This window comes from Ruegeria sp. O11, from assembly GCF_056535285.1.
The window spans coordinates 943,653-961,092 of the sequence record NZ_JBQERS010000001.1; the positions used below are offsets into that span (position 1 = coordinate 943,653).

20 protein-coding genes and 1 tRNA gene are annotated in these 17,440 nt (G+C 57.5%); 11 read left to right on the top strand and 10 right to left on the bottom strand.

Translation table 11 applies throughout. The features are described from left to right. The first annotated feature begins 86 nt into the window (after positions 1–86). The gene (locus ACRZ91_RS04700) at positions 87–560 is read left to right on the top strand and encodes a cupin domain-containing protein (RefSeq protein ID WP_480902978.1); all 474 of its coding nucleotides are present in this window, start codon (positions 87–89) and stop codon (positions 558–560) included. Positions 561–756: 196 nt separating this feature from the next. Here the strand turns inward: ACRZ91_RS04700 and ACRZ91_RS04705 are convergent, their stop codons facing one another. The 3 genes from ACRZ91_RS04705 to ACRZ91_RS04715 form a co-directional block, all read right to left on the bottom strand. Continuing rightward, positions 757–2,565, bottom strand: coding sequence for an ABC-F family ATP-binding cassette domain-containing protein (locus tag ACRZ91_RS04705; protein ID WP_480902980.1), 1,809 nt, complete (start codon positions 2,563–2,565; stop codon positions 757–759). A gap of 68 nt (positions 2,566–2,633) precedes the next feature. After that, positions 2,634–3,368, bottom strand: a complete 735-nt coding sequence (locus ACRZ91_RS04710) for a GNAT family N-acetyltransferase (RefSeq protein ID WP_480902982.1) — start codon at positions 3,366–3,368, stop codon at positions 2,634–2,636. A gap of 101 nt (positions 3,369–3,469) precedes the next feature. Continuing rightward, the gene (locus tag ACRZ91_RS04715; RefSeq protein ID WP_170470812.1) at positions 3,470–3,946 is read right to left on the bottom strand and encodes an outer membrane protein assembly factor BamE; all 477 of its coding nucleotides are present in this window, start codon (positions 3,944–3,946) and stop codon (positions 3,470–3,472) included. 84 nt (positions 3,947–4,030) lie between these two features. Here ACRZ91_RS04715 and ACRZ91_RS04720 point away from each other — a divergent pair, with 84 nt between their 5' ends. The 8 genes from ACRZ91_RS04720 to ACRZ91_RS04755 all read left to right on the top strand — a co-directional run bounded on the left by ACRZ91_RS04720 (position 4,031) and on the right by ACRZ91_RS04755 (position 9,369). Next, complete coding sequence (locus ACRZ91_RS04720; RefSeq protein ID WP_170470814.1) at positions 4,031–4,567, top strand: YceD family protein; 537 nt, start codon at positions 4,031–4,033, stop codon at positions 4,565–4,567. Between the two features lie 205 nt (positions 4,568–4,772). Beyond that, positions 4,773–4,979, top strand: coding sequence for a 50S ribosomal protein L32 (gene rpmF / locus ACRZ91_RS04725; protein ID WP_008756996.1), 207 nt, complete (start codon positions 4,773–4,775; stop codon positions 4,977–4,979). Positions 4,980–5,003: 24 nt separating this feature from the next. Continuing rightward, positions 5,004–6,089, top strand: a complete 1,086-nt coding sequence (gene plsX / locus ACRZ91_RS04730) for a phosphate acyltransferase PlsX (RefSeq protein ID WP_010440567.1) — start codon at positions 5,004–5,006, stop codon at positions 6,087–6,089. A gap of 24 nt (positions 6,090–6,113) precedes the next feature. Next, positions 6,114–7,085, top strand: coding sequence for a beta-ketoacyl-ACP synthase III (locus tag ACRZ91_RS04735; protein ID WP_170470817.1), 972 nt, complete (start codon positions 6,114–6,116; stop codon positions 7,083–7,085). A 96-nt stretch (positions 7,086–7,181) separates the two neighbouring features. After that, entirely contained in the window at positions 7,182–7,484 is a 303-nt protein-coding gene (ihfA, locus tag ACRZ91_RS04740; RefSeq protein WP_008755922.1) for an integration host factor subunit alpha, read from the top strand. Between the two features lie 18 nt (positions 7,485–7,502). After that, complete coding sequence (locus ACRZ91_RS04745; RefSeq protein WP_480902985.1) at positions 7,503–8,090, top strand: MerR family transcriptional regulator; 588 nt, start codon at positions 7,503–7,505, stop codon at positions 8,088–8,090. Between the two features lie 61 nt (positions 8,091–8,151). Beyond that, a tRNA-Pro gene (locus ACRZ91_RS04750) sits at positions 8,152–8,228 on the top strand. 61 nt (positions 8,229–8,289) lie between these two features. Then, on the top strand, positions 8,290–9,369 hold the full coding sequence (locus tag ACRZ91_RS04755; protein WP_260022561.1) for a 2'-deoxycytidine 5'-triphosphate deaminase: 1,080 nt from the start codon (positions 8,290–8,292) through the stop codon (positions 9,367–9,369). A gap of 3 nt (positions 9,370–9,372) precedes the next feature. On the opposite strand, the gene ACRZ91_RS04760 is transcribed toward ACRZ91_RS04755, so the two are convergent. The 6 genes from ACRZ91_RS04760 to argS form a co-directional block, all read right to left on the bottom strand. Then, on the bottom strand, positions 9,373–9,612 hold the full coding sequence (locus ACRZ91_RS04760; protein ID WP_480651707.1) for a hypothetical protein: 240 nt from the start codon (positions 9,610–9,612) through the stop codon (positions 9,373–9,375). Between the two features lie 65 nt (positions 9,613–9,677). Continuing rightward, positions 9,678–10,328, bottom strand: coding sequence for an SMC-Scp complex subunit ScpB (gene scpB, locus ACRZ91_RS04765; protein WP_010440580.1), 651 nt, complete (start codon positions 10,326–10,328; stop codon positions 9,678–9,680). Continuing rightward, on the bottom strand, positions 10,321–11,115 hold the full coding sequence (locus ACRZ91_RS04770) for a segregation and condensation protein A (protein ID WP_010440582.1): 795 nt from the start codon (positions 11,113–11,115) through the stop codon (positions 10,321–10,323). Before ACRZ91_RS04770 ends, scpB begins: the two co-directional genes overlap by 8 nt. Then, positions 11,105–12,112, bottom strand: a complete 1,008-nt coding sequence (gene nagZ / locus ACRZ91_RS04775; RefSeq protein ID WP_480902989.1) for a beta-N-acetylhexosaminidase — start codon at positions 12,110–12,112, stop codon at positions 11,105–11,107. The genes ACRZ91_RS04770 and nagZ overlap by 11 nt, the downstream gene beginning before the upstream one ends. Then, positions 12,109–13,149, bottom strand: coding sequence for an SPOR domain-containing protein (locus ACRZ91_RS04780; protein WP_480902991.1), 1,041 nt, complete (start codon positions 13,147–13,149; stop codon positions 12,109–12,111). The genes nagZ and ACRZ91_RS04780 overlap by 4 nt, the downstream gene beginning before the upstream one ends. Before the next feature lie 89 nt (positions 13,150–13,238). Then, on the bottom strand, positions 13,239–14,984 hold the full coding sequence (gene argS, locus ACRZ91_RS04785; RefSeq protein ID WP_480902993.1) for an arginine--tRNA ligase: 1,746 nt from the start codon (positions 14,982–14,984) through the stop codon (positions 13,239–13,241). Positions 14,985–15,120: 136 nt separating this feature from the next. On the opposite strand from argS, the gene ACRZ91_RS04790 reads away from it, so the two are divergent. After that, positions 15,121–15,672 carry a putative pterin-binding protein gene (locus ACRZ91_RS04790; protein WP_480902995.1) on the top strand — a complete coding sequence of 184 codons (552 nt, stop codon included), beginning with the start codon at positions 15,121–15,123 and terminating at the stop codon, positions 15,670–15,672. Here the strand turns inward: ACRZ91_RS04790 and ACRZ91_RS04795 are convergent. Then, positions 15,654–16,811 (bottom strand): deoxyguanosinetriphosphate triphosphohydrolase, encoded by a 1,158-nt coding sequence (locus ACRZ91_RS04795; RefSeq protein ID WP_480902997.1) that lies wholly within the window; start codon positions 16,809–16,811, stop codon positions 15,654–15,656. The genes ACRZ91_RS04790 and ACRZ91_RS04795 overlap by 19 nt on opposite strands. A 76-nt stretch (positions 16,812–16,887) precedes the next feature. On the opposite strand from ACRZ91_RS04795, the gene ACRZ91_RS04800 reads away from it, so the two are divergent. Further along, positions 16,888–17,211, top strand: coding sequence for a HesB/IscA family protein (locus ACRZ91_RS04800; protein WP_480902999.1), 324 nt, complete (start codon positions 16,888–16,890; stop codon positions 17,209–17,211). Positions 17,212–17,440: the final 229 nt, after the last annotated feature.

Genomic DNA, 17,440 nt, shown 5'->3' on the forward strand with positions numbered 1-17,440 from the left:
CGCGCGTTCCTTAATGATACACTTGTCTCATGAGTAGATATATGTATCATAATGATGCGTTCATCGAAGTAAAGGGAGCCGTTGAAATGACAGAGTCTCGTCCACGCACATATCACCTACTTGGTAATCTTCTGACGTTTCACGCGTTTCCTGCTGAAACCGGAGATCGCTGTACCATCGTCGAAATAAAGACCGCCCCGGGAGCGGGTGCGCCTCCCAATCATCATGCTGGCGAAGACGAGAGTTTCTATGTGCTCGAAGGAGAGTTTGAATTTTTCCTGAACGGCGAAACGAGTAAGGTAAGCATCGGTGATTTCGTGAAAGTCCCGGACGGCGCCGTGCATGCGTTTACCTGTATTGGACAAAGCCCAGGTCGCCTGTTATGCGTCAATGCCCCAGGAGCAATGCACGATACATTCTTCACCGAAGCGGGTGAAGCAATGCCAGACGGCACCACAGACATTCCCGCTCCTGACGGACCACCCGACATTCCGGCCATTGTGGCGGTGGCCGAAAAGACAGGTATGACAATTTTAGCGCCACAAGGTGCGCCTGCCTGAACTTCATTTTTGAAACGGGAGCCCGCAAATTAGCGTTTCTGTTACGAGTTAGAGAAATGTGCTAAACCTGACACACGGGACCAAACTGACATCGACCGCAAGGGGCTCAAAGCGGTTAATAAATCGTGTTCAATCCAGAAGCTTGGGTTTTGTACAACTCGGAGGATTTACCCATTTGACGGTGTTCAACTCGGACTCAACCGGATTCAGCCTTTTCTTCCAGCATCAGCCACTCTTCCTCGGCTGCTGATAGTTTTTCCTGTCGTTCGACCAAGGCGTCTGTCGCTTTCTGAAACTTGACCGGTTCGCGGGTGAACAGCTCGGGGTCCGACATCAGTTCTTCAAGCTTGGCAATCTCGGCCTCAAGTCGCGCGATCTCGGCAGGTAGCTTCTCTAGCCGGTGCTTTTCCGAGAATGAGAGGCCAGGTTTTGGCTTTGCCTCTTGCTTCATCTTCGGCTTTGAAGGTTTTGTTTTATCTTCTTTTTTCTGAGTTAACTCTCCACGCTGCGCGATGTAGTCGGACCACCCTCCGGCGTAAACGGTTGCCCGCCCATTGCCCTCCATCGCGATGGTTGTGGTGGCGACTCGATCCAGAAAATCTCGGTCGTGACTGACCAGCAAGACCGTTCCATCGTAGTCGTCCAGCAATTCCTGCAGCAGATCCAGCGTTTCGACATCCAGGTCGTTCGTCGGTTCGTCCAGTACCAGAAGGTTCGAGGTTTTTGCCATCAGCTTGGCCAACAGCAACCGCGCTTTTTCCCCTCCGGACAAGGACTTAACAGCCGCTCTTGCCTGCGCATCATCGAACAGAAACTCTTTGAGATAGCCCACCACATGCTTGGGCTGCCCGCCGACCATCACCTGATCGGCCTTGCCCGACACCCGCATCTCGGGATCGCCGGTCAAGCTGTCCCACAGGCTCATTTCCGGGTCCAACTGCGCACGGGCCTGATCGAAAACAGCGATCTCAAGATTCGTGCCCAACACCACCGAACCCTCGTCCGGTTCGACCTGACCCAGCAGCATTTTCAGCAATGTGGTCTTGCCCACACCGTTGGGGCCGACAAAAGCCACACGGTCCCCACGCTGCACCAGCAGATCGAAATTGCGCACAATCTGCTGGGACTCGAAGGCCTTCGAAACGCCAGTGGCTTCGATGACCTTACGGCCTGATTTTGGACCGGATTCCAACGTCATAGCAGCCGAACCCTGACGTTTGATTTGCGCCGCGCGCTCCGCCCGCAACGCCTGCAAAGCCCGCACTCGGCCCTGATTGCGTTTGCGGCGCGCGCTGATCCCTTCGACGGCCCATCGCGCCTCGGACTTGATCAAGCGGTTCAGCTTGTGGCGCTGCTGGTCTTCTTCTTCCCAGACCTTGTCCCGCCAGCTTTCAAAGGCTTCAAACCCCTGCTCCTGTCGCCGTACAATCCCGCGATCTATCCACAGAGTGGCGCGGGTCAGCGCGCGCAGGAAAGCGCGGTCATGCGAAATCAAAACATAAGCCGCGCGGGTCGATCCCAACTCGCGTTCCAGCCAAGCAATCGCCTCGATATCCAAGTGGTTGGTCGGCTCGTCCAGCAGCATCAGGTCCGGTGCCTCGGCCATCAGCTTGGCCAATGCCGCCCGCCGCCGCTCCCCACCTGATGCGGTTTCGACCGCACGGGCGGGATCGAATTTCAGGCCTTCGCCAGCGCGTTCGACCTTATAGAGTTCCCCGGGCTCCAACCCGCTTGACGCATAATCTCCAAGCGTTGCGAACCCCTGCATATCGGGTTCCTGCTCCATGTAACCTACTGATTTACCCGGAGGGATGACGATGTCACCCTGATCGGCCTCGACCAGACCGGCCATCACTTTCATCAAGGTGGATTTACCCGACCCATTCCGCCCGACCAGCGCGACGCGATCACCGGGTTGAACCACCAGATCCAAACCGGAAAACACCGGATCACCCCCGAAAGTCAGAGAGATACCGGACATCTGCAACAAAGGAATTCTCGCCATGCCCGCCAGCTAAACTGGCTTGGGCAAGGCGTCAACGCCCGTGTTTCACCTTTTGAATAATACCCATCTCACCCGGCCACGGCCCGCAGAAGGCGTTTACGCGCGGCTGGAATTGCGCTGATTTCCAGCCCCGTGAACACATGCAGCGTGTTCATCTGGCGATCCACGACCGCGTGATCACTCACCCAGCCGCCCATCATCAGATAGGTGCGCAGCAATGGCGGCATGCGCAGCATCGCCAGTTTTGCATTTGGTCTGCGACGCAACCGTGTGGCAAACCGAAAAACATCGGGCGCCTTGACTCGCGGCAGCCACCGTTTTGGGGCCAAATGCTTGTGTTTGAGCATGGCAAAAGCATCCAGATATTCAACCGTCTCAGTCCCCGCAAAGGACGAGCAGCCAAAAAGCATTTCGACCCCGTTCTGGTCGACATATGCCGTCATTGCCCCCCAGGCGACACGCAAGATATCCGGATCTTGCCGATCAGGATGAATACAGAAACGACCCATCTCGACCATCGGCCCTGTAAAACCACGCAGCGCTGACAGGTCATAGAACTGAGCCGAATAACTGCGCCCTACTCCGTCACCGTCCTGCATCGTCAGCATGCGGAAGCAGCATACCAACTCTCCATTGGTGCTCATGTCCTCGATCAGCACGTGGCTGCAGTGCTCATCAAAAACATCGCAATCCTGATCCTCGGTCGCGAAGGCCAGCGTCCGCAGCTTCTGTGCCTCGGCCACATCACACGCGGTTTGTGCTAAGCGCGCTTGATAACGGCCCTTCTCCAACAAAACAGCCATGGTCGCATCCTCCTGCCGTGGCTGACCGGTCAATCATCTGGAACACTTATATAGTGCATGTGACCGCCATATGACCGCCACATCGCCCCTACACAGCTCAGTTACTGACTGACCCCCGGAATGTTCGCCGGATTGAAGTTGCCGATATTACCCAACAGCTGACGCAGGAATCCTTTGTCTTCGACATTGGAATCGGTCACACGGCGGTCCAGGACAATGACATAGCCATCTTCCAGACCGAACCGCTCAATATTGCGGACGACACCGCGTTGGTCGAAGCTGATTGCGACCAACTGGCGCGAAACGACCTCGGGCTTTTTCGGTCCATAGTGACGAATTCGAGACGCGACGTAGTAATAACCCGAATCCCGTACAACGCCAGATGCCGTTGGCGCACCGATCGTTTCTTCGACGCTTTCGCGCGTGTCGACGCCGACTTTGATCTTGGCCAGATCCTCCGGCGGCGGCACATAGCCGTGATTCTTGAAGATCGGCGAACACGCGCCCGCGACTGCCAAACAGACAGCAAAGACAAGCGTTTTCGATGCTGGTTTCAGCCTGTTCACACCCTTCAACATTGACACCCTCTTGCCATGGCCCCTTGCGGACCCTATCCGATTACAGAAACCGGCGCTCCGGTTCAACACAGGAAAGACTCAACTATGAGCAACCAAACATCATTACGGGTGGCTGACCTGCCCCAGAACGCTGCAACCCCGTTTGAACTGCGCCCAGATAGCGACACGCTTGAACCGATCAAACGGGAGCTCGGCCTGCTGGGGCTGCGCAAGTTGAGCTTTGTCGGGCAGCTAAGCGCCCAGGGCAAACGTGACTGGGTTCTGAAAGGCAAACTTGGTGCGACGGTGATCCAACCCTGCGTCGTCACGCTTGAACCCGTGACAACCCGGATCGACACGCCAGTCACTCGTGTGTTTCTGGCGGATTGGACCGATCCGGACGAGCCCGAATTCGAAATCCCAGAAGATGACGAGACCGAACCATTGGGCGCTGAAATTGATCCGGCGCAGGTTATGATCGAAGCGTTATCACTTGCGTTGCCGCAATATCCCCGCAAGGACGGTGCCGAACTTGAGCAAGCCGACTATACTGAGCCCGGAAAAAAAGCGATGACCGACGAGGATGTCAAACCCTTTGCGGGGCTGGCTGACCTGCGGGATGCCATGAAAAAAGACGAGTGACAGGCAAGGGATTTCCTGTCATAGCAGGCGGCCAGAAAAACCGCTTGAACATGACGAGAATCGCAGTATTTTCGCGCGCTCATTGGAATTTGGGTTGGACATTGCGGGGCAAGCCCCTTAAACGCGCGTCAAACCACGAGAAAACAAAGTACGTAACCCGGCTGACAGCGAATCTGTCAGCCCATATCAGACAAAGGTTGAGACCATGGCCGTCCAACAGAACAAAGTTTCCAAGTCGCGTCGCAACAACCGCCGCGCACACGACGCTCTGGTTGCTGCAAACCCGAACGAGTGCCCGAACTGCGGCGAGCTGAAGCGCCCGCACCATGTTTGTGCCTCTTGCGGCCACTATGACGATCGTGAAGTCGTCGCTCAGGCCGACGAAATCGACCTGGACGAAGACGCGGCCTAAGCCTGATTGGACGCGGGCCAAGGCATGACGGATCAGCCCACGCAAACCGGACGGATCATCATCTCGGTTGACGCTATGGGCGGAGATTCGGGCCCTGCCGTCGTTGTGGCGGGTATTGCCAAGTCTGCGGACAAGAACCCGAAGATCGGGTTCATCCTGCACGGCCAGGAACAGGAACTGCGCAAGCTGGTTGCCAAACGACGTGTCCTTGATGGGCGCGTCGTTTTTCGTGATTGCCCCGACGTCGTCACGATGGAAGACAAACCCAGCCAAGTTGTGCGCAGCGGCAAGAACACATCGATGTGGTCGGCGCTGGAAGCAGTGCGCGCAGGCGAAGCGCACGGCGCGGTGTCCTGTGGCAACACCGGCGCGCTGATGGCAATGTCGATGCTGCGGCTGCGCAAGCTGCCCGGTGTGAACCGCCCTGCTATTGCGATACTGTGGCCGTCACGTAACCCGCATGGCTTTAACGTAATGTTGGATGTCGGCGCGGATGTGCGTGCCGATGCCAAGGATTTGCTGCAATACGCTCTGATGGGTGCTTCATACGCGCGCAACGGGATGGCACTAAGCCGCCCCCGTATCGGTCTGCTGAACGTCGGAACTGAAGAGCACAAAGGCCGCGCCGAATTGAAAGAGGCGCACGCCATGATCTCGGACTTTGCCGATCAGGCGAATTTTGAGTTCGTGGGCTTTGTCGAAGGCAGTGATATCCCCGGCGATAAGGCTGACGTGATCGTCACAGACGGTTTTACCGGCAACGTTGCGATCAAAACCGGCGAAGGCACTGCGAACCTGATCGGTGATCTGCTGCGCGAGGCATTCAAATATTCGCCCCTGTCCCGCTTGGCATCGATTCTGGCGATCACATCGCTAAACCGCCTTAAAAAGCGGATCGATCCGCGTCGCGTAAATGGCGGCGTGTTCCTCGGGCTGAACGGAACCGTTGTGAAATCCCACGGCGGAGCAGACGCGACAGGCGTTTCGGCTGCGGTCAAACTTGCTTTCACTTTGGCAGAATCCGGCTTTGCCGAAAAATTGGCGGCACGGGTTGCATCAACTGCCGCACTTGCACAAGATGCGGCCCATTCCGTGTCTCAATCGGAATAATAACAAAAAAGGCAGTACCCCAGCATGGCAGGCCGCTCAGTTGTTGTAGGTGTCGGACATTATTTGCCGGAGCGCGTTGTACCAAACGCCGAATTCGAAAAAACGCTGGATACGACGGACGAGTGGATTCGCACCCGGTCCGGTATCGAGCGGCGGCATTTCGCAGCCGAGGACGAGACCACATCCGATCTTGCCACCAAAGCAGCCGAGGCTGCGCTGGCCGATGCCGGACTGACGGCAGATGATATCGACGCGATTGTGCTGGCAACCTCGACGGCGGATCTGACTTTTCCATCGGCTGCGACTATGGTGCAGGCGCGGTTGGGTATGACCAAAGGCTTTGCGTTTGATGTGCAGGCCGTCTGCGCCGGGTTCGTCTTTGCACTTTGCAATGCCAACGCTCTGATCCTGTCTGGACAAGCGAAGCGCGTGCTGGTGATCGGAGCCGAGACATTTTCGCGAATCATGGACTGGACCGACCGGTCCACCTGTGTGCTGTTCGGCGATGGCGCAGGCGCACTTGTGCTGGAATTACAGGATGGGCAAGGCACTTCTGATGATCGCGGCATTCTTTCCACCGACCTGAACTCGGACGGGCGATACAAAGACCTGCTTTATGTTGATGGCGGGGTTTCGACCCAATCAACCGGCCACTTGCGGATGCAGGGCAATCAGGTCTTCCGCCATGCCGTCGAGAAGCTGGCCAAAACCGCCGAAGTGGCGCTGGAGCGAGCAGGCCTGACAAGTGACGATGTCGACTGGATTGTGCCGCATCAGGCCAATATCCGCATTATTCAAGGCACTGCCAAGAAGATGGGCCTGCCGATGGAAAATGTCGTTGTCACCGTGCAGGATCATGGAAACACCTCCGCTGCGTCGATTCCCTTGGCCTTGTCGGTAGGCAAAAAGAACGGTCAGATCAAAACCGGTGATCTGATTGTAACTGAAGCGATCGGCGGCGGTCTGGCATGGGGTGCGGTTGCCCTACGCTGGTGATGGGCGCAATCCAGCTTACGAAGCCGCCTGCAATTCATTGATATTGACAGTGAATTTCGCATCGCCATATGCTCGCTCATCAACAGGGGAAAAAGTATGGGCGATAAAACACTGACCCGAATGGATCTGAGCGAGGCCGTCTTTCGTGAGGTCGGCCTGTCACGCAATGAAAGTGCGCAGCTTGTCGAAAGCGTTCTGAACCACATGTCCGACGCGTTGGTGCGTGGCGAGCAGGTCAAGATTTCGTCTTTCGGTACATTCAGCGTTCGGGACAAAACCGCCCGCATCGGACGTAATCCCAAGACCGGAGAAGAGGTTCCGATCCAGCCGCGCCGCGTGCTGACCTTCCGCCCGTCGCACCTGATGAAGGATCGCGTCGCTGCAGGGAACCGCAAGTAAGTTCAGGACAGTTTGGTTATGAGTAAGTCCCCCGACGCCTTTCGCACCATTAGTGAAGTTGCGGACTGGCTAGGAGTTCAGGCTCATGTTCTGCGCTTTTGGGAAAGCAAGTTTACGCAGGTAAAGCCGGTAAAGCGCGCCGGTGGGCGGCGATACTACCGCCCGAATGATATGCGATTATTGGGTGGCATCAAGAAACTGCTGCACGAGGATGGCACCACCATCAAAGGCGTACAGAGAATCCTGCGGGAACAAGGCGTTGCACACGTTGCTTCACTTTCACCGAGCCTGGATGACAGCCCGCCCGTTTCGCCCCCGGATGACACGGTTGTTCCATTTACCACAGCGTCCTCGGGGCAGCCTGCGAACCAGATTAACATGGATCTCGGCGAACCCGCCCAAGCTCCGGCACCAATAAAGCCCGACATTAGCGACCAACCCAAGTCGCAACCTGATGCAATGGACGCCGCTCCGCTTATGGGTGGAATAGCATCATTGGCATGGAACCGGGCAGAGTATGACGACAAGCTTCTGCACCAAATTGCACCGATTGCGAAAGACCTGCGCCGTTGGCTGGATCGCGTTGAAAACCGGGCGGCGGGATAGCAAAAAAGGCGATGATTTCCTCTTGCCCCTGCCGGGAAAGTCTTTATGAACACCTCAACGTCGGGCTATGGCGCAGCCTGGTAGCGCGTCCGTCTGGGGGACGGAAGGTCGCAGGTTCGAGTCCTGCTAGCCCGACCAAATCACACCGACGTTTATGGCACATAGGCCAGATCCCGCTCTGGCAGCAGAGGGGATCGAAATGACAGGTGTTTGCCCAAATCAGCAGCTTGAGGCGATGATCGCGCGTGGTGAGATTACTGCAAGCCCGGACATCATCCCTGCGCAGGTGCAGCCCGCCAGCCTTGATCTACGTTTGGGAACAGTAGCTTACCGGGTGCGCGCCTCATTTTTGGCAGGCGAAGGACGGTCTGTTGCAGATCGTCTGGCCGAGTTTGAAATGCACCGCATCGACATCACCGAAGGTGCGGTTCTGGAAAAAGGCTGCGTCTACCTTGTGCCGCTTATGGAATCGCTCGCCCTGCCCGATGAGGTCAGTGCGGTGGCCAATGCCAAAAGCTCGACCGGGCGGCTAGACTTGCTGACACGCACGATCACAGATGGTGGTACCGAATTCGATCGGGTCCCCGCTGGATATACTGGTCCTCTATATGCCGAGATCTGCCCGCGCTCTTTCTCGGTTCTGGTGCGCCCCGGCATGCGGCTGAATCAAATCCGTTTCCGCAAGGGTCAAGCCGTGCTGAGCGATGCAGAACTGGCCGCGCTCCATAATGATTCACCCCTGGTCGACGGTCCAGCGGTTATTCAGGACGGGTTGGGCTTTTCGGTCGATCTGCAGCTACCCGATACCGACCTAGTTGGCTATCGCGCCAAACCCCACACCGGGGTGATCGATCTGGACCGGATCGGCGAATACGACCCGCAGGAATACTGGGAAGAGGTACGCACCAAAGACGGACGCATCATCCTTGACCCCGGCGCGTTCTACATTCTCGTCAGCCGCGAAGCAGTGCATATCCCACCGATGTATGCCGCCGAAATGGCCCCCTATCTGGCCATGGTTGGCGAGTTCCGGGTGCATTACGCCGGTTTCTTCGACCCGGGCTTTGGTCATGCCGAAGCGGGCGGCGCAGGATCGCGCGGCGTGTTGGAAGTGCGCTGCCACGAGGCACCCTTTGTGCTGGAGCACGGACAGGTCGTCGGGCGTTTGGTATATGAGAAAATGGCTGAGATGCCGACGCAACTGTATGGCGCGGGCATTGCCTCAAACTATCAGGGGCAAGGCCTCAAGCTGTCTAAGCATTTTAAGGCCGTAAGCTAACAATCAAAATTTCATGAAGCGGCGCATCTGCCGAGTTACCTGTTTCATCTGCTTGGCGCTCTGCTTCTGGCGCCCAGCCACATCGCGCATTTGACGATTTGCTTCGGGATCACTTTGGGTCTCTGACGGACCTGGTTTGCGACCGGCCCGGCTCGCCATATCAATACCCTTGTCGACCCCGCGGTTCACAAGGCGGCGCAAAACCTGACGCACGATCATGTCAATGATCCGATTGGCATTCATTGGTTCAACTCCGTTTCCTTCGCACTACAATAGGAATGTTTTACGCCAACAAAAGAGGTGTTTGATCACTCTTCCTCGAACAGCTCGGTCTGATCTTCGTCTTCATCCTGATCCTGCCCTTCACCCAACGGCACTGTGCCTGGAGGCGGCCGGTTTTCCAACAGCCCCGCCGCGCGCAGTTCTTTCAGACCCGGAAGGTCACGGGCGTTTTCCAGACCGAAATGATCCAGAAACTCGGGCGTTACCACAAATGTAACTGGACGGCCCGGCGTCATGCGGCGGCGCCCCAGCCGAATCCACTCCATCTCCAGAAGCTGATCGATGGTGCCACGCGAGACGGAAACGCCGCGGATTTCTTCAATCTCAGCCCTTGTGCAGGGTTGGTGATAGGCAACAATCGCCAGCGTTTCGATGGCTGCCCGGCTCAGCTTGCGCGTCTCAACCGTTTCTTTCTGCATCAGGAAACCCAGGTCGGGTGCGGTACGGATTGCCCATGCCTCACCCACGCGCACCACGCGCACACCGCGCCCTTCGTATCGTTTTTGCAGCGATTCAACTGCTTGTGCAGCATTGCTGCCATGGGGCATCCGCGCTTCGAGATCACCAATCGTCACCGGCTCGGCGCTGGCAAACAACACGGCCTCGACCATACGTTCCTGTTCGGCCAATGGCGGCGCTTCAAACAGAGTGCCGGTCTCTTCTGGGGCGTCAGTCACGTGTTTCGGTCCTCTTACGCAAATGGATCGGTGCAAATGTCTCGCTTTGCTTCATCTCCATATGTCCTTCTTTCACCAGCTCCAGCGAGGCCGCAAAGGTCGCAGCCGTGGCCGAGCGGCGGCGCACCGGATCGGCGTCCCAACCTTCGGGCAGATATGTCTCCATATCCGTCCAAGCACCGGCAAAACCAATCAGCGGGCGCATACGCTCCAGTGCTTGTTCCATCGTGAAGACGGCATCGCGGTCCATCACAAAGGGTCGGAATTCGTCTCGAGTGCGGATGCGCGCATAGCCCTGCATAAGGTCTAGCAGCGTGGCAGAATAGGTCACGGTGCGGATACGGGTGACATCCTCGCCCTGCCCGCGTTTGAAGAAGTCACGACCCAGCTGATCGCGTGCCATCAGACGCGCGGCTGCATCGCGCATGGCCTGCAAGCGTTCCAACTGAAATGCGAGGTGTGCGGCCAGTTCTTCACCCGAGGGGCCTTCGTCATCCGGGTCGGGCGGTAGCAACAGGCGGGATTTCAGAAAAGCCAGCCATGCCGCCATCACCAGATAATCCGCCGCCAGCTCAATCCGCAGCTGCCGCGCCTTTTCGACAAAGGTCAGATACTGCTGCGCCAGCGCCAGAACCGAGATTTTGCGCAGATCCACCTTTTGCGTGCGTGACAGGGTCAGCAGCACGTCCAACGGCCCTTCAAACCCATCAACGTCAACAATCAGCGCTTCGGCCGCAAGCCGATCCGCGACCGAGACCGGGTCTTCGCTGAAAAGGTTATCCTGCATATACCTGCCCGCCCATTAGGGCAGATAGTTCCGCTTCGGCGGCTTGGATGTCAAGTTCCTGTGGCGGCTGGCGTCGGGCCAACGCCCGATCTGCGCGGACCTGTGCCGCATCGGTCATTACTCCAGCGGCTTCGAGCACCTGAGCACGTTCTTCAAACGCCCCGTTGCAGTGCAAGGCCACATCGCACCCAGCGTCCAGCGCCTGGCGGGCCAGGTCAGCGGGCGTGCCGTTGAGCGCTTTCATCGTGATATCGTCAGTCATAATCAGACCATCGAACCCAATGTGTTCCCTGATCAATGTCATCATTCCGGCAGAAATGGTCGCAGGTCTGGGATCAATCTGGCCATAGACCAAATGCGCCGTCATTCCCATTGGCAGGTCGTTGAGCGCTCGGAACGGCGAAAAATCTGCGTCTTCCAGTGCTTCCAGCGAAAGGTTCACATGAGGCAGGTCGTGATGACTGTCGAGCGTTGATAAGCCATGACCCGGCATGTGCTTCACAACCGGCAGCACTCCGCCGTCCAAATGCCCGTTAGCGACAGCACGGCCAATCGCAGAAACTTGTTCGGGATCAGATCCATAGCAGCGGTTCTTTAGAAACGCGTGTGTGTTGTCGCGAGCCAAGTCAACCATTGGTGCGCAGTTGCTGTCGATACCCAGCTCCAGCAATTCATGCGCGATCAGGCGATAGCGCAGATACATCGCACGCTCGGCTTGATCTCCGGCACGCGCGACATCATCCAGCGGCGGCATCCATTCACGGGCTAAGGGTGCGCGCAGACGTTGCACGCGGCCCCCTTCCTGATCCACGGTGATCAGGCAATTTCGACCAACAGCGTCGCGAAAGTCCTCGCACAGAGCGCGGGTCTGGTCGGCGGATTCGATGTTGCGGGCAAACAGAATGAACCCGAATGGGTTCATCTCTTTGAACAATGCTTTCTCATCCGGCGTCAGGCGCAGCCCTTCGGCATCGGTGATGACAGCGCCGAATCTCACCGGACGGCGACCGGGATACAGTCTGCACCCTGCGCGACCAAGGCGGCACAAAACTGACGCGAGTCGCTCAGATCATCAAACCCCATGACCCGCAAGCGATAAAAAGTGCGGCCCCCGCTTGAGGTTTTCTGGATAACGCGCTGTTTTCCATCCATATACTCACCGAACTGACCGTTCAAACGCGCCCATTCCGCTTGCGCCACATCGGCGCTTTCGTAGGCCCCAAGCTGAGCCAGACGCGTGCCTTTGGCCAGCGTATCCGGGTCAACATCCAAACCAACGGCAGCCTTTACGGCCGCGTTTATTGCAGCCTCGGTTGCACTGCTGGACGAGATTGTGCTGGGAGTTGCACGAGCTGGGCGCACATGCGGACGTAGCGAACGGCGCACTCCGGGCAGTGCTGCAATCTTCGGGTCAGGCTGTTGCGCGGCATAGTCCGCCGGATCAATCGCGGGCTCTTCCTCCGGGGTAACCAGCGAGGCCAGCTGCACACCCTGCTCTTGCTCCTGCGCGGGCGCAGGTGCGGCGAGCCCTTGGGCCAAAGCCTGCAGGACTGCCTGATCCGTGGCGGGCTCTTCAACCACATGTACGGCATTCGTCGCCTCAAGCGTCGCCATCGGTGTGTCTTCATCCGTCAGCGACACAGGGCGTGGTGCCAGAATGAGCCGATCTGCCGGAGGTGCAGCGGTTCCAACTGCGGCGACCGCATTCACCGCCAGTCCCTGGTGATCCGCAGGCGTACCGCCGGGATTTTCGGGTTGCACGCGCATCGGCCCGTCGGCGGCGCGCACAACCGGCACACCGCTAACGTCGCGCATGATCAACTGGTAGCCCCAGACGCCAACACCCGCGACCAGCGCAAGTGACGCAACCGCGCCAAGCACGTTCACAATTCGACCAAGCCCAGCCCCTGCGCGCGGCGCATCGTCATAGCCATAGCTTTCGTCAGGATAGTCATACGCATCTGCAGAGTGCGTTTGATTCGAGTAATGCATCTGCTCGGAGCTGTTCTGCCCCGAGTAATCGTAACGTGCCATATCCGCCTCACCGCCCGTTTCGCGCCTTAAAAAGATGGCGCGCGGGTCATTTCTTGCCTACCTCGTACCGGCGGTTCGGGCGATATTGTTTACCGCATCTCCTGCGCCGGGGTAACGCCAAGAATACCCAAGCCCGCTGAAATCACAACAGAAACAGCGCGGGCCAATGCGATTTTCGATTGGCTTGTGGCAACATCGCCATCCTGGATAAAGCGCAGCTGAGTTTCGTCATTGCCTTTGTTCCACAGCGCATGAAAATCCCCTGCCAATTCATAGAGATAGAATGCGACCCGGTGTGGCTCGTTGGTACGCGCAGCGATTTCCACCAGCCGTGGCCACTCCGCTAGCTTCTTGGCAACAGTCAGCTCAGAGGCGTGATCAATCTTGCCCAGATCGGCCCCTTTAAGGGTCGCATCATCGGCCGCGATCCCGGCTTCGGCCGCGCGGCGCAGTACACTCATGACGCGGGCATGGGCGTATTGCACGTAGAACACCGGGTTCTCGCGGCTTTGTTCCAGCACCTTGTCGAAATCGAAATCCAGCGGCGCGTCGTTCTTGCGAGTCAGCATCACGAAACGGGTCACATCCGGCCCGACCTGATCGACCACATCGCGCAGGGTGACAAAGTTCCCTGCCCGTTTGGACATCTTGAACGGCTCGCCATTCTTCCAAAGCTTCACAAGTTGCGTCAGCTTGATATCCAGCGGCACCTTGCCATCGGACAGAGCCGACACTGCCGCCTTCATCCGTTTGACATAGCCGCCGTGGTCCGCACCGAACACATCGATCAACGCGTCAAACCCGCGGCTCACCTTGTCGTAGTGATAGGCGATATCGGGGGCAAAATAGGTCCAGCTACCATCCGACTTCTTGACCGGGCGATCGACGTCATCCCCGTGTTCGGTCGACTTGAACAAGGTCTGTTCGCGCGGCTCCCAATCCTCGGGTTTTTTACCCTTGGGCGGCTCAAGAACGCCTTCGTAGATCAGGCCCTTGTCGGTCAAAGACTGCAGCGCCGCCTCGATCCGCCCCGTACCATAGAGCGATTTTTCTGAGAAGAAAACGTCCATCTCAACGCCCAGCGCTTTTAGATCGGCGCGGATCAGGTCCATCATCGCATCGGTTGAAAACTCACGCAGTGCTTCCAGCCATTCGCTTTCCGGCTTGTCGATCAGGCTGTCACCATATTTCTCTTTCAGCGCCTCGCCAATCGGGAGCAGGTAGTCGCCAGGGTATAGACCTTCGGCAATTTCAGGGCTTAGACCATTCGCCTCGCGATACCGCTCATAGGCTGAACGCGCCAACACATCCACCTGCGCGCCGCCATCGTTGATGTAGTATTCGCGTGTCACATCATGGCCCGAATAGGCCAGCAGGCTTGCCAGCGCATCACCGAACACAGCCCCTCGCGTGTGGCCCACATGCAGCGGGCCGGTCGGGTTGGCCGAGACATACTCCACGTTGAACTTCTGACCATGCCCCATGGTCGAACGGCCATAAGCGGTGCCTTTTTCCAGCACCGCAGCCAGCACACCCTGCCAGACCGAAGGCGCAAGCCGCAGGTTTAGAAAGCCCGGGCCCGCCACCTCGGCGCTGGTGATCCGGTCGTCTGCAGACAGCTTGCCTGCCAGTACATCCGCAATATCCCGCGGCTTCATCTTAGCCGGTTTCGCCAGTACCATCGCCGCATTGGTCGCCATGTCGCCATGCGCTGCATCGCGCGGAGGCTCAACCGCCACGTTGTCAAAGCTCAATCCCTCTGGCAGCGCGCCTTCGGACTGCATCTGCGCCAGCGCGTCCAGTACAAGGCCGCGGATCTCGGAAAACAGGTTCATTTCGGATGTCCTTTTACTTGTCGCGGGGTTTAACACGCATCGCGGCAAGGTCAATGGACGCCCTTAGTTTGTACTTGGCATAACGCACAGGCCGGGTAGTTTCGGGCCTGACGCCACACACGCCTCGGAGATCCCCATGTACCGCGCTCTGCCCTTAGTCCTGCTTCTATCTGCCGCCATACCCGCATGGGCCGAACTATCGACGCCCGAAGGTCACGTCATTCTGACACTGGGTGGCGCCGTCGATGAGACCAACCTGCCCGCACGAACAGAAAATGACGGTGGCCTGTTCGGTTACCTCGAAGTCTCGCACGCAGGAGCGGCCGGGTTCGACGCAACCATGCTGGAGGGATTGGAGCAGATCGAGATCACTATCCCCTATGGCCCGCCAGAGAGCCAGCGCGACTATATTTTTTCAGGCCCACTGCTGTCCGAAATAATGAATTTGGCCGGAGCAGAGGGTAAATCCGCCCTGCCCATGGCAATGGACGGCTATCAGGCGGAAATCCCTTGGCAGAGCATCAAAACACATCAACCGATTGTAGCCACCCATGCGGACGGCTTGCCCATGGGAATCGGCGGCTATGGCCCCACAATGATCGTCTTCCCTCCAACCGATGATGCAGAATTGGCTCAGATGCAGGCCAGCCAACAAGTCTGGGCCATTGCCTATATCGCGATTGAATGATCTCCGGTCAGGCGGGCATGGTCCTGCAGCGCAAACCTGTCCGTCATACCCGCGATATAATCCGAGACGATCCGCGCCAACGCCGTTTCGTCAGCCGCCGCCTCGATATCGCCGTGCCAGTGCCCAGGCATCTGCTTCGGGTCGGCAAGATAAATCGGAAAGAGCTCTTCGACCACCTTGCTGACCTTGGTTCGCACTTGCATCACGCTTGGTGCGCGATACATACGCGAAAATAGAAACGCCCGGATTTGTTTGAGCTGAGCCCATAACTCATCTGAGAACTGAATGACCGGATAGCCCAGATTCCGAATATCCTCGACCGATTGCGCCCCTGAGGAAGCGATCAACGCGCGCGACGTGTCAATAACATCCGAGACCATCACGCCAAAAACCCGCCGCAGCGCTTCATGGCGACGCCGGTATGGGTCCAGACCCGGATATCTGCGATCGACTTTTGCAAAACAGGCATCGATGATGGGAAGTTGCTGAATGTCGTCATCGCTGAACAGACCAGCGCGCAACCCATCGAACAGATCGTGATTGTTATAGGCTATGTCATCAGAAAGCGCGGCCACCTGCGCCTCGGCGCTCGCGTGTGTGTTGAGTTCGAGGTCATAGCCCTGATTGCACTCGGCCAGCGCCCATGGCAATTCGCCTACGACGGGACCGTTATGCTTGGCGATGCCCTCCAGACATTCCCAGGTCAGATTGCAGCCGTCGAACTCGGCATAGTGACGCTCAAGTTTGGTTACGATCCGAATGGCCTGTGCGTTGTGGTCAAAACCGCCATAGGGCTTCATCAACGCGTGCAGTGCATCCTCTCCCGTATGACCAAAAGGCGTGTGCCCAAGATCATGCGCCAGAGCGACCGCTTCGGTCAGCTCCGGGTTCAATCCCAAAGCACCAGCAATCGTCCGCGCCACCTGCGCAACTTCGATTGAGTGGGTCAAACGGGTACGATAGCTGTCACCTTCGTGCTCAACAAAGACCTGTGTCTTGTGCTTGAGCCTCCGAAAGGCACTGGCATGAATGATCCTGTCGCGGTCACGCTGAAAGCATGAACGAAAGCTGCTCTCTTCTTCCGGCACCAATCGCCCCCGCGCGCGGCCCGGATCCGAGGCAAAACCCGCTCTGTCCAATGGTGTTGTCCTTGTCGCCTGTCTTCAGGTTTCATATATTGTACGATGCTAAGGAAATAAACCTTTGGAGACCGGCATGAATCTGCCCCCAATAGTTACAGAACGCGCCTTTGATCGCTTGGCCGAGATTGGCGCCGCAGATCAGGGCCAGGCCCTGCGCGTCGCAGTAGAGGGCGGTGGATGTTCAGGATTTCAATACGAAATTGCGCTGGATAAGCCTAAGGAAGACGATTTGATTTTAGAGGGCAAAGGCCAGAAGGTTATCGTCGACTCGATCTCTCTGCCATTTCTGGAAAATGCGGTGATCGATTTCACACAGGAACTGATCGGTGCGCGCTTTGTTATCGAGAACCCCAATGCCACGTCTTCCTGCGGCTGCGGTACATCTTTCTCAATGTAGCCAAAGTAGGGGCTTTGCCCCCACACCCCCAAGGTATTTCTAGCCAGATGAAGAGGGATCCGCTCTCTGACTGTCAAGGTCGGAGAGCTTCACCTGGCACGGTCATCGGCGCCTCCGCCTGTACCGCATAATCATTTTTTACAAGTTTGGTTAGGAATCCGTTTCTTCATCTGGCCCAAAATACCTCGGAGCGCGAGGCAGAGCCTCGCTAGACCGTTCTGTTCCTTGC

Coding starts and splice junctions, on each gene's coding strand:
- ACRZ91_RS04715 (WP_170470812.1), bottom strand. CDS start 3,946: ATGTTGAAGGGTGTGAACAGGCTGAAACCAGCATCGAAAACGCTTGTC.
- ACRZ91_RS04790 (WP_480902995.1), top strand. CDS start 15,121: ATGTACCGCGCTCTGCCCTTAGTCCTGCTTCTATCTGCCGCCATACCC.
- ACRZ91_RS04780 (WP_480902991.1), bottom strand. CDS start 13,149: ATGGCACGTTACGATTACTCGGGGCAGAACAGCTCCGAGCAGATGCAT.
- ACRZ91_RS04745 (WP_480902985.1), top strand. CDS start 7,503: ATGAGTAAGTCCCCCGACGCCTTTCGCACCATTAGTGAAGTTGCGGAC.
- ACRZ91_RS04755 (WP_260022561.1), top strand. CDS start 8,290: ATGACAGGTGTTTGCCCAAATCAGCAGCTTGAGGCGATGATCGCGCGT.
- rpmF (WP_008756996.1), top strand. CDS start 4,773: ATGGCCGTCCAACAGAACAAAGTTTCCAAGTCGCGTCGCAACAACCGC.
- ACRZ91_RS04800 (WP_480902999.1), top strand. CDS start 16,888: ATGAATCTGCCCCCAATAGTTACAGAACGCGCCTTTGATCGCTTGGCC.
- ACRZ91_RS04700 (WP_480902978.1), top strand. CDS start 87: ATGACAGAGTCTCGTCCACGCACATATCACCTACTTGGTAATCTTCTG.
- argS (WP_480902993.1), bottom strand. CDS start 14,984: ATGAACCTGTTTTCCGAGATCCGCGGCCTTGTACTGGACGCGCTGGCG.
- ACRZ91_RS04735 (WP_170470817.1), top strand. CDS start 6,114: ATGGCAGGCCGCTCAGTTGTTGTAGGTGTCGGACATTATTTGCCGGAG.
- ACRZ91_RS04705 (WP_480902980.1), bottom strand. CDS start 2,565: ATGGCGAGAATTCCTTTGTTGCAGATGTCCGGTATCTCTCTGACTTTC.
- plsX (WP_010440567.1), top strand. CDS start 5,004: ATGACGGATCAGCCCACGCAAACCGGACGGATCATCATCTCGGTTGAC.
- ACRZ91_RS04710 (WP_480902982.1), bottom strand. CDS start 3,368: ATGGCTGTTTTGTTGGAGAAGGGCCGTTATCAAGCGCGCTTAGCACAA.
- ihfA (WP_008755922.1), top strand. CDS start 7,182: ATGGGCGATAAAACACTGACCCGAATGGATCTGAGCGAGGCCGTCTTT.
- ACRZ91_RS04770 (WP_010440582.1), bottom strand. CDS start 11,115: ATGCAGGATAACCTTTTCAGCGAAGACCCGGTCTCGGTCGCGGATCGG.
- ACRZ91_RS04760 (WP_480651707.1), bottom strand. CDS start 9,612: ATGAATGCCAATCGGATCATTGACATGATCGTGCGTCAGGTTTTGCGC.
- ACRZ91_RS04720 (WP_170470814.1), top strand. CDS start 4,031: ATGAGCAACCAAACATCATTACGGGTGGCTGACCTGCCCCAGAACGCT.